This is a genomic window from Streptomyces sp. NRRL S-495 (genome assembly GCF_000966955.1).
Lineage (GTDB): Bacteria > Actinomycetota > Actinomycetes > Streptomycetales > Streptomycetaceae > Kitasatospora > Kitasatospora purpeofusca.
In genome coordinates this window covers 17549-27823 of the sequence record NZ_JZWY01000291.1, presented here as the reverse complement: position 1 = coordinate 27823, position 10275 = coordinate 17549, and the positions used below count along the sequence as shown (strand labels likewise).

Here is a 10275-nt window from a genome sequence, read left to right as displayed (position 1 = left end):
CCGCCGGCGGCGATCCGGCCGACCAGCGGCACGTACGAGGTGGACGGGCGGCCGGCGGTCTCGGCGGTGTTCGGCCGGGCCACCTCGACGCCGCGGACCTCGTAGGCGCGCGGACGGTGCGGGTCCCGCCGCAGAAAGCCCTTGCGCTCCAGGGCCATCAGCTGGTGGGCCACCGAGGACGTGCTGGACAGGCCGACGGCCTGGCCGATCTCGCGCATGGACGGCGGGTAGCCCCGACGCTGCACGGAGTCCCGGATGACCTCGATCACCCGGCGCTGGCGCTCGGTGAGGCCCGCCTCGTCGGTCCGGATCCCGGGCGGGCGGCCCGGCGCGGAACGGGTCGGCGCCGGGTGGGCGTCGTCCAGGGCGGGGGAGTGTTCGATGGGCTGGTCCGGAACACGCCCGACCCCGGAAATGCCCGGGCCCAGGGGGCGATGATCCTCGCTGCGGTCCATGCTGATGTCCACACTCTGCTGATTCGTGGTGCGCTGCCCCACCTTGAGCTGGGAGTGTTCCTGCACCGGGATGGTGTTGCTTTCAACGGCGTTCACGGCTGCCCCTCTCGACGGCTGTCCTCTCCTTTTTCCAGCCCAACGCACCTCGTATCGAAAGGTTGCGCCAAACACACGTTCGAGTGAATTATTCGGGAGTTGGCTGACTCGATCAAGGCTTTGTTGTACATCGATTAAATGTTCGATCGAAAATCGGCTCCGAGGGTATCGCCCGCGCCGACACGCCAGCGCCCCTCCTTCCCTCCGAAACCTAGATGTAGTGGCTACAGTCCTCTCCGTGGCCCAGTACTTGTGGTCGAGGCCTCAAGATCGGGTTGCTCGCAGGGCCCCGGGATCGCATAGACTCGACCAAGTCCGCACGTCCTGCCAAGGAGGGATCCTCAGGTGCACTGCCCCTTCTGCCGGCACTCCGACAGCCGCGTCGTCGACAGCCGGACCACCGAGGACGGCAGCTGCATCCGCCGCCGCCGGCAGTGCCCGGACTGCGGTCGCCGATTCACCACGGTGGAGACGGCCGCCCTGATGGTCATCAAGCGCAGCGGCGTCACCGAGCCGTTCTCCCGGGAGAAGGTCATCTCCGGAGTCCGCAAGGCCTGCCAGGGCCGCCCGGTCACCGAGGACGCCCTCGCCCAGCTCGGCCAGCGGGTCGAGGAGTGCGTGCGGGCCACCGGCAACGCCGAGCTCACCACCCATGACGTCGGGCTTGCCATACTCGGCCCGCTCAAGGAACTCGACGTCGTCGCCTTCCTGCGCTTCGCCAGCGTCTACCAGGCGTACGACGGACTGGAAGACTTCGAGGCTGCCATCGCGGAACTCCGCGCCGAGCAGCCCGCCACCGAGGCCGACGGCGCCTGCGTGCCCGTCGCCGCCGCCGCGCCCTAACCGGCCCGGCCCCTCCACCGGCCCCTTCCCGGGGTCGGCGCAACCCCTTCGGTCCCCCGGGGCCGACGTGTGCCCGAAAACGGCGCACAGACCATGACAAAACGTGCGCGGTGGGTGAGGATCCCTGCCTGCCGCACACCGGAAGAGCGAACCAGCCGTGCCCGGACTTTACGGGGCACTTCGGGCGTTTGCCCAACCAGGAGGAGGAACAGAAGTGACAGACACCACGAGCGGTTCCGCACGCGGGTCGAAGTCCGACAAGGCCGCGGGCAAGGGTGCCGGCAAGGCCCCCAAGGGCGGCCTGCGGATCGAGCGCATCTACACCACCCCTGGCGTGCACCCGTACGACAAGGTCCGCTGGGAGCGGCGCGACGTCGTCATGACCAACTGGCGTGACGGCTCGATCAACTTCGAGCAGCACGGTGTCGAGTTCCCCGACTTCTGGTCGGTGAACGCGGTCAACATCGTCACCTCCAAGTACTTCCGCGGCGCCCTCGGCACCCCGCAGCGCGAGTGGAGCCTCAAGCAGATCATCGACCGCGTGGTGCTCACCTACCGCGCCGCCGGCGAGAAGAACGGCTACTTCGCCACCCCGGACGACGCCGAGGTGTTCGAGCACGAGCTGACCCACGCCCTCCTCCACCAGGTGTTCAGCTTCAACTCGCCGGTGTGGTTCAACGTCGGCACCAAGCAGCCCCAGCAGGTCTCCGCCTGCTTCATCCTGTCCGTCGACGACTCCATGGAGTCGATCCTCGACTGGTACAAGGAAGAGGGCATGATCTTCAAGGGCGGCTCCGGCGCCGGCCTCAACCTCTCCCGGATCCGGTCCTCCAAGGAGCTGCTCTCCTCCGGCGGCAACGCCTCCGGCCCGGTCTCCTTCATGCGCGGCGCCGACGCCTCCGCCGGCACCATCAAGTCCGGCGGCGCCACCCGCCGCGCGGCCAAGATGGTCGTCCTGGACGTCGACCACCCGGACGTCGAGGCCTTCATCGAGACCAAGGTGAAGGAGGAGGAGAAGATCCGCGCCCTGCGCGACGCGGGCTTCGACATGGACCTCGGCGGGGACGACATCGCCTCCGTCCAGTACCAGAACGCCAACAACTCCGTCCGCGTCAACGACGAATTCATGACCGCCGTCGAGAACGGCACCGAATTCGGCCTGCGCGCCCGGATGACCGGCGAGGTCATCGAGACCGTCGACGCGAAGAAGCTCTTCCGCAAGATGGCCGAGGCCGCCTGGGCCTGCGCCGACCCCGGCATCCAGTACGACTCCACCATCAACCAGTGGCACACCTGCCCGGAGTCCGGCCGGATCAACGCGTCCAACCCCTGCTCCGAGTACATGCACCTGGACAACTCCAGCTGCAACCTCGCCTCGCTCAACCTGATGAAGTTCCTCCGCGACGACGACTCGTTCGACGCCGAGAGCTTCGCCAAGGTCGTCGAGCTGGTCATCACCGCGATGGACATCTCCATCTGCTTCGCCGACTTCCCCACCGAGAAGATCGGCGAGACCACCCGCGCCTACCGCCAGCTCGGCATCGGCTACGCCAACCTCGGCGCCCTGCTGATGGCCACCGGCCACGCCTACGACAGCGAGGGCGGCCGCGCCCTGGCCGGCGCCATCACCTCCCTGATGACCGGCACCGCCTACCGCCGCGGCGCCGAACTCGCCGGTGTCGTCGGCCCGTACGACGGCTACGCCCGCAACGCGGCCCCGCACCAGCGGGTCATGAAGCAGCACGCGGACGCCTCGAAGGCCGGCGTGTCCTTCGACGAGCTGGACGCCCCGATCTGGACCGCCGCCACCGCGACCTGGGACGAGGTCCTGCGGATCGGCGCGCAGAACGGCTTCCGCAACGCCCAGGCCTCGGTGCTCGCCCCGACCGGCACCATCGGCCTGATGATGGACTGCGACACCACCGGCGTGGAGCCCGACCTCGCGCTGGTCAAGTTCAAGAAGCTCGTCGGCGGCGGCTCGATGCAGATCGTCAACGGCACCGTCCCGCGCGCCCTCAAGCGCCTCGGCTACCAGGACGAGCAGATCGAGGCGGTCGTCGCCCACATCGCCGAGCACGGCAACGTGGTGGACGCGCCGGGTCTGCGGACCGAGCACTACGAGGTGTTCGACTGCGCGATGGGTGAGCGTTCCATCTCCCCGATGGGTCACGTCCGGATGATGGCCGCGATCCAGCCGTGGATCTCGGGCGCCATCTCGAAGACGGTCAACATGCCGGTCTCCGCGACCGTCGAGGACGTCGAGGAGATCTACTTCGAGGCGTGGAAGCTGGGCGTCAAGGCGCTCGCCATCTACCGCGAAAACTCGAAGGTCGGCCAGCCGCTCTCGGCCAAGAAGAAGGACGAGGAGAAGGCCACCGCCGAGGCCCCGGCCCCGGTCGAGAAGGTCGTCGAGTACCGTCCGGTCCGCAAGCGCCTGCCCAAGGGCCGCCCGGGCATCACCACCTCCTTCACGGTCGGTGGCGCCGAGGGCTACATGACCGCCAACTCCTACCCGGACGACGGCCTCGGCGAGGTCTTCCTGAAGATGTCCAAGCAGGGCTCGACCCTCGCGGGCATGATGGACGCCTTCTCCATCGCCGTCTCGGTGGGCCTGCAGTACGGCGTCCCGCTGGAGACCTACGTCTCGAAGTTCACCAACATGCGCTTCGAGCCGGCCGGTCTGACCGACGACCCGGACCTGCGGATGGCGCAGTCGATCGTCGACTACATCTTCCGCCGCCTGGCGCTGGACTTCCTGCCGTTCGAGACCCGCTCGGCGCTCGGCATCCACTCGGTCGAGGAGCGCCAGCGCCACCTGGAGACCGGTTCCTACGAGCCGCTGGAGGCGGAGGAGGAGCTGGACACCGAGACCCTCGCCCAGTCCGCCCCGGTCGTTCCGGTGGCCGCGAAGCCGGCCGCCGTCCCGGCTCCGGCCCCGGTCGCCGCCCCGGCGCCCAAGGCCACCGCCCAGGCCCACAACTCCACCGAGCTGATGGAGATCCAGCTGGGCATGAACGCCGACGCGCCGCTCTGCTTCTCCTGCGGCACCAAGATGCGCCGCGCGGGCAGCTGCTACCTCTGCGAGGGCTGCGGCTCGACCAGCGGCTGCAGCTGAGCGGAGCCGCCGCCTCGCGGGTGAGGTGAGCCGCTGGTGAAGGCGGGGCGAGGACATCACTGTCCTCGCCCCGCCTTTTCGGCTTTTCTGTCAACTCTGGTTGACACTTGGCTGGCGTCAACCTAGGTTGACACTATGAGCGAGAGCGGAGAACTTGCCGCCGCGGCGGCCAGTCGGGATCCGGCCGTGGGGCTCCGGGCGGTCCGGGCGTTGCGGGATCTGGCGGACCGGCTGGAGGCGCTGCAGGTCCGCAGCGCGCGGGACCAGGGCTGGTCGTGGCAGGACATCGCGGTCTGCCTCGGGGTGACCAGGCAGGCGGTGCACAAGAAGTACGCGCGGCGCGGTGCCGATGGAAGCGGGAAGGACGGGGACTGAGCGATGTTCGAGCGATTCACCGAGGAGGCCCGGCGGGCGGTCGGGCAGGCGGGGCGCGAGTCGGCGGAGCTGGGGCACGGGCACGTCGGGACGGAGCACCTGCTGCTGGCGCTCCTGACCGAGACGGCGGACCCGGCGGCCCGGGTGCTGATCGAGGCGGGGCTCGACCATGCGGAGGCCCGGCGGGCCGTCGAGCGGCTGCTCGGGACCGGCGGCGACGCGCAGGCGCTGGCCTCGATCGGGGTGGACCTGGAGGCGGTGCGCGAGGCGGTGGAGTCCGTGTTCGGGGCGGGGGCGCTGGACTCCCCGCCGGCGCCGGAACCGCGGCGGCGCGGGTGGTTCCGGTCCGAGGGGCGGGTGGGACGGAGTCCGTTCACCGCGCGGGCGCGCAAGGCGGTGGAACTGTCGCTGCGCGAGTCGCTGCGGCTCAAGTCCGGGCACATCGCGGTCGGCCATCTCCTGCTCGGGGTGCTCCGCGAGGGGGAGGGGCTCGGGGTGCGGGTCGTCGCCGATCACGGGCTGGACCTCGCGGAGGTGCGACGTGCGGTCGAGGTGGCGATGGGGTGAGGGGATGGAGATGGAGTGGTATACGGAGCGTGGCAGAAGGAGACTGACCGTCAACTTACCGGTTGAGCACATCGTCTGAATGGATATGATCGGCCGACTGCGTGAACCGAAACACCGCCCGGAGACGTTCCACGACGTCGGCCGGGCGGTCGCGCATTCGCCCGACTTCTGCCGAGGACACCGCACCGATGACAGAAACCATCAGCCCCGACGGTGGGCCCAGCCGTCGATCCGACGTGCGTACCAGGGCCGTTGTGGCGGCCGCCGCCCTGCTGGCGGCGGTGGCCGGGCCGGTCGGGGTGATGCGGGCCTTCGACGCCGACCGCCCGCTCACCGCGGCCGCCGTGGCGGCGGTCACCGTGCTCTGGCTGATCGCCGTCCGGCAGGCCGGCAGCGCCACCGAACGGTCCCGCCGGCTGGAGCTGGAACTGGGCCGGTGGGAGGGCGAGTCGATGACGGCCCTCGTGGTCGCCGGCGCGGCCAGGCAGAGCGAGACCGCCGCCAAGGCGCGCGCCACCGCCGCCGAGGCCGAGCGGGACGAGGCCAGGGCCGCGCTCGCCAGGGCCGAGGAGGAGACCGCCGCCGCCCGCGCGGAGGCGGCCGCGGCCCGGGCGCAGGCCCAGGCGGAGCGCGCCGAACGGGCCGCCGTGGACCGGATCGCCGACGAGGTGCTGCCCGTACTCGTGGAGCGGCTGCGGAGCGGAGCGACCGTGGACGCCGCCCTGGCCCCGTACCGGGACCACCCCCAGCGCCCGCTGCTGCGTGCCGTGGCGGAGGAGGTCGGCCGCGGCGAGCGCCTGCGGGCCGCCGCCCTGGCGGTCTGCGCCACCGCGGCCGGCCGGGTGCAGGCCCTGGCCACGAGCATGCACGCGGAACTGCGCGAGATGCAGCACCGGCACGACGAGGAGGTCCTCGGCGACCTGCTGCGGCTGGACCACTCGACCGCCCAGGCGGGCCGGATGGCCGACAGCATCGCGGTGCTGACCGGCGCCCGCTCGGGCCGTCGCTGGGGCCGGCCGATCCCGGTGGAGTCGGTGCTGCGCGGCGCGCTCGGCCGGATCGGCGCCTACCAGCGGGTCAGGCTGCACAACGCGAGCACGGCCGCGGTGGCCGGGTTCGCCGCCGAGGGCGTGATGCACGCGCTCGCCGAACTGCTGGACAACGCCACCACCTTCTCCGCGCCGCCGGCCGAGGTGCACGTCTACGTCGAGGAGGTGCCGGCCGGCCTGGTCGTCACCGTCGAGGACAGCGGCCTGGGCCTGAGCGACAGTTGGCTGCGACGCGCTGAACGGGCCGTCTCCGCCGAGTCGCTGGACCTCACCACGCTGTCGGCGGGCACCCGGATCGGCCTCGCGGTGGTCGGCGTGCTGGCCCGCAAGCACGGGCTGCAGATCTCCTTCCGGCCGTCGGCGCGCGGCGGCACCGGGGTGGTGGTGCTGATTCCGCAGCAGCTGGTCACGCACCCCGCGACGGTGCCGACCCCGCTGCCCGCGCCGGTCGAGCGCGCGGTCGAGCGGGCGGTCGGTACGGGCCCGCGCCCCGCGCTCACCCCGCCCGCCCGGCGCCCGCCGTGCCCGCCGCGCCGGTGGCGCCCGCCGTCCCGGTGGCCGGTCCGCCGGCCGACCCGGCGCCCGTCGCGCCCGCCGTCACCGACAGCGGTCTGCCGCAGCGCCGTCGCGGCCGGACCATGACCGCCGCCTCCCCGGCGGCGGCCCCCGCCGAGCGGCCCGCCCGTCCCGACGGGGCGACTGCCGCCGCCAGGCTGGGCGCCTTCCGCCGGGCCGCACTGCCCGCTGCCGCTGCCCTGCCCGCCGCCGCTGCCGCTGCCGTGCCCGCCGCCGCCGGGGAGCCGGCCGCTGACGCCCTGAACGCCGAGCCCGCCGCCGGCACCCAGAACTCCGCGCCCGCCGGTGCCCCCGCACCGGCCGAGGGCGCCGTACCGGTCCAGGACACCCCGGGCGCGCGGTCCGCCGCGGACCCCGCGTCCGACGCTTCCCCCGTCACCGAGAAGGACTTCCGATGAGCAGTGCCACCGATCGCGACCTCGACTGGCTGCTGGAAAACCTGCTGACCAACACCCCCGGCACCCGGCACGCCCTGGTGCTCTCCGCCGACGGCCTCAAGCTCTGCCACACCTCCGGCCTCGGCAACGACCGGGCCGACCAGCTCGCCGCCATCGCCTCCGGTCTGCAGAGCCTGGCGCACGGCGCGTCGATCGAGTTCGGCGACGGCACCGGCGGTGTGCGGCAGTCGATGACCGAGTTCCACGGCGGAGTGCTGTGCATCGTGGCCGCCGGTGAGGGTGCCCACCTCGCCGTGGTCACCGACGAGGACGCCGACGTGGGGGTGGTCGGCCACAACATGCACGGGCTGATCGAGCAGATCGGCGTCCATCTCAGCGCACCGGCCCGGGAGGGCGTGGTCGGGACGGACGGCCCGGTGACCGACGGGAGCGCCCGGGCATGAGCGGGCGCGGGGGGAACACCGACGGGCGGCCGGTCCGGCCGGGCCGGGACGACGACCCGGACCGCCTGTACACCATCACCCGGGGCCGCAGCCGGGCCCCGGAGAACGCGTTCGACCTGGTCACGCTGATCGTCGCCGAGCGGGAGCCGGCGCCGGGCATGCAGTCGGAGCACGCGCGCATCCTGCGGATGTGCGAGGCGCCGACCGCCGTGGTGGAGGTCGCCGCGGAGCTGGCGCTTCCGGTGTCGGTGGTGAAGATCCTCCTCGGCGACCTGCTGGAGGGCGGTTCGATCACCGCCCGCCACCCCCGGTTCGCCCCCAACAAGGCCCGGCTGCCCGATCTCGACACGCTGAAGCAGGTACTGCATGGACTCCAACAGCTCTGAGGGCCGGGACCCTCGGCCGAGCGGGCGGACACCGCTGCGCCGCACCGCCGACAACGCGCTGAAGATCGTCGTGGTCGGCGGCTTCGGCGTGGGCAAGACCACCCTGGTCGGCGCGGTCAGCGAGATCCGTCCGCTGAACACCGAGGAGACCCTGACCAGGGCCGGGGAGGGGATCGACGATCCCACCGGCGCCTGGGGCAAGCGCTCCACCACGGTCGCCTTCGACTTCGGCCGGATCACCCTCTCCGCGAGCCAGGTGCTGTACCTGTTCGGCGCGCCGGGGCAGGAGCGGTTCTGGTTCCTCTGGGACCGGCTGTTCTCCGGGGCCCTGGGGGCCGTCGTGCTGGTCGACACCCGGCGGCTGGCGGACTCCTGGTACGCCATCGACCGCTTGGAGCACCACGGCACGCCCTTCGTCGTCGCCCGCAACAACTTCGGCGACCCGACCCACACCCTGGACCAGGTCCGGGAGGCGCTCGACCTGCCGCCCGAGGTGCCGTTGCTGGACTGCGACGCCCGGGACCGGGAGTCCGGCAAGCAGGTGCTGATCGAGCTGGTCCGCCACCTGACCGCGCGGGTCGAGGCCGAGACGGCGGGCACCCCCGCCGCCGCTGCCGCCCCCGTCCTTGAGGAGAGCACCCCGTGACCGAGCCCGCCGCCACCCCGCCGCCGGGCTGCCCGGCCCACGCCGGCGCCACCCCGTTGTACGGGCCGCGCTTCCAGACCGACCCCTCCCAGGTCTACCGGGAGATGCGGGCCGGGCACGGCCCGGTCGCGCCGGTCGAACTGGCCGGCGGGGTGCCGGCCTGGCTGGTGATCGGCTACCGCGAGCTCCAGCTGGTCACCGGCCAGCCGCAGCTGTTCGGCCGCGACTCCACCCGCTGGACCGGCTGGGCGACCGTCGCCGAGGACTGGCCGCTCAAGCCGATGATGGCGCCGGTGCCGTCGATCCTCTACGCCGAGGGCGAGGAGCACGTCCGGCGCTCGCGGGCGGTGACCGACGCGCTGGCCGCCGTCGACCCGTACGAGCTGCGCAAGCACTGCGAGGAGCTGGCGGACCGGCTGATCGACGACTTCGCCGGGCGCGGCGAGGCGGACCTGGTCGCCGAGTACGCCCATCGGCTGCCGCTGCTGGTGCTCTGCCGGGTGCTCGGGCTGAGCGAGGAGCAGGCGCCGGTGCTCATCGAGGGCCTGCTGACCATGCTGGACGGCGGCCCCGACGCGCCGGCCGGTGCGCAGCGGCTGCTCGCCGTGATGCTGGAGCTGGTCGAGGAGAAGGCGGCGAACCCGGGTGACGACGTCGCCTCCCGGATGCTGGCGCACCCGGCGGGTCTCAACCACGACGAGATCATGCGGGACCTGCGGGTGATGCTGATCGCCGGTCACCAGCCGACCTCGTACTGGATGTCCAACGCGCTGCGGCTGATGCTCACCGACGAGCGGTTCGCCGCCTCGCTGTCGGGCGGGCGGCGGAGCATCAGCCAGGCGCTGAACGAGGCGCTCTGGGAGGACACCCCGACCCAGATCTTCGCGGGCCGCTGGGCGACCAGGGACACCCAGCTGGGCGGGCAGCGGATCGCCGCCGGGGACATGCTGCTGCTGGGCTTCGCGGGGGCCAACGCGGACCCGTCGGTGCGGCAGCCGGACGGGCGGCCGGCCGAGGGCAACCGGGCGTACCTGAGCTACTCGTACGGCGAGCACGGCTGCCCGTTCCCGGCGCAGGAGGCGGCCGAGGTGATCGCGACGACGGCGGTCGAGGTGCTGCTGGACCGGCTGCCGGACCTGCGGCTGGCGGTGGCCGAGCACGCGCTGGTGTGGCGGCCGTCGGCCTGGGTGCGGGGGCTGGTGGCGCTGCCGGTGTCGTTCGCCCCGGGATACGCGGGCTGAGCCCGGCAGGTGGGGGCCGAGCCCGGCAGGTGCGGGCCGAGCCCCGCCCCGGATCCCGGAGCCCCGCCCCGGATCCCGGAGCCCC

10 protein-coding genes and 1 pseudogene are annotated in these 10275 nt (G+C 72.5%); 10 read left to right on the top strand and 1 reads right to left on the bottom strand.

Annotation, left to right across the window (positions count from 1 at the left end):
- Positions 1-455: pseudogene (locus tag VR45_RS16530) on the bottom strand (hypothetical protein); the annotation flags it as partial.
- A gap of 441 nt (positions 456-896) precedes the next feature.
- Between VR45_RS16530 and nrdR the strand changes: the two are divergent.
- From nrdR to VR45_RS16480, 10 genes are all read left to right on the top strand, one after another.
- On the top strand, positions 897-1394 hold the full coding sequence (gene nrdR, locus VR45_RS16525; RefSeq protein WP_030396649.1) for a transcriptional regulator NrdR: 498 nt from the start codon (positions 897-899) through the stop codon (positions 1392-1394).
- A gap of 214 nt (positions 1395-1608) precedes the next feature.
- Positions 1609-4509: a vitamin B12-dependent ribonucleotide reductase gene (locus VR45_RS16520; RefSeq protein ID WP_045940519.1), complete on the top strand. Its 2901-nt coding sequence runs from the start codon at positions 1609-1611 to the stop codon at positions 4507-4509.
- A 135-nt stretch (positions 4510-4644) separates the two neighbouring features.
- The gene (locus VR45_RS16515) at positions 4645-4884 is read left to right on the top strand and encodes a DNA-directed RNA polymerase sigma-70 factor (protein ID WP_045940518.1); all 240 of its coding nucleotides are present in this window, start codon (positions 4645-4647) and stop codon (positions 4882-4884) included.
- 3 nt (positions 4885-4887) lie between these two features.
- Positions 4888-5451 carry a Clp protease N-terminal domain-containing protein gene (locus VR45_RS16510; RefSeq protein WP_045940517.1) on the top strand — a complete coding sequence of 188 codons (564 nt, stop codon included), beginning with the start codon at positions 4888-4890 and terminating at the stop codon, positions 5449-5451.
- A 188-nt stretch (positions 5452-5639) separates the two neighbouring features.
- On the top strand, positions 5640-7142 hold the full coding sequence (locus VR45_RS16505; protein ID WP_353612694.1) for an ATP-binding protein: 1503 nt from the start codon (positions 5640-5642) through the stop codon (positions 7140-7142).
- Positions 7139-7474, top strand: coding sequence for a hypothetical protein (locus VR45_RS50565; protein ID WP_199925954.1), 336 nt, complete (start codon positions 7139-7141; stop codon positions 7472-7474). The genes VR45_RS16505 and VR45_RS50565 overlap by 4 nt, the downstream gene beginning before the upstream one ends.
- Positions 7471-7917 (top strand): roadblock/LC7 domain-containing protein, encoded by a 447-nt coding sequence (locus tag VR45_RS16495; RefSeq protein ID WP_045940516.1) that lies wholly within the window; start codon positions 7471-7473, stop codon positions 7915-7917. Before VR45_RS50565 ends, VR45_RS16495 begins: the two co-directional genes overlap by 4 nt.
- Positions 7914-8303: a DUF742 domain-containing protein gene (locus tag VR45_RS16490; RefSeq protein ID WP_045940515.1), complete on the top strand. Its 390-nt coding sequence runs from the start codon at positions 7914-7916 to the stop codon at positions 8301-8303. Before VR45_RS16495 ends, VR45_RS16490 begins: the two co-directional genes overlap by 4 nt.
- The gene (locus VR45_RS16485) at positions 8284-8949 is read left to right on the top strand and encodes an ATP/GTP-binding protein (RefSeq protein WP_045940514.1); all 666 of its coding nucleotides are present in this window, start codon (positions 8284-8286) and stop codon (positions 8947-8949) included. Before VR45_RS16490 ends, VR45_RS16485 begins: the two co-directional genes overlap by 20 nt.
- Complete coding sequence (locus VR45_RS16480) at positions 8946-10190, top strand: cytochrome P450 (RefSeq protein ID WP_045940513.1); 1245 nt, start codon at positions 8946-8948, stop codon at positions 10188-10190. Before VR45_RS16485 ends, VR45_RS16480 begins: the two co-directional genes overlap by 4 nt.
- Positions 10191-10275: the final 85 nt, after the last annotated feature.

Excerpts from the sequence above, each read along its gene's own strand:
- VR45_RS16510 (WP_045940517.1), top strand. The coding sequence starts at position 4,888 with ATGTTCGAGCGATTCACCGAGGAGGCCCGGCGGGCGGTCGGGCAGGCG.
- VR45_RS16485 (WP_045940514.1), top strand. The coding sequence starts at position 8,284 with ATGGACTCCAACAGCTCTGAGGGCCGGGACCCTCGGCCGAGCGGGCGG.
- VR45_RS16495 (WP_045940516.1), top strand. The coding sequence starts at position 7,471 with ATGAGCAGTGCCACCGATCGCGACCTCGACTGGCTGCTGGAAAACCTG.
- VR45_RS16515 (WP_045940518.1), top strand. The coding sequence starts at position 4,645 with ATGAGCGAGAGCGGAGAACTTGCCGCCGCGGCGGCCAGTCGGGATCCG.
- VR45_RS16505 (WP_353612694.1), top strand. The coding sequence starts at position 5,640 with ATGACAGAAACCATCAGCCCCGACGGTGGGCCCAGCCGTCGATCCGAC.
- VR45_RS50565 (WP_199925954.1), top strand. The coding sequence starts at position 7,139 with ATGACCGCCGCCTCCCCGGCGGCGGCCCCCGCCGAGCGGCCCGCCCGT.
- VR45_RS16490 (WP_045940515.1), top strand. The coding sequence starts at position 7,914 with ATGAGCGGGCGCGGGGGGAACACCGACGGGCGGCCGGTCCGGCCGGGC.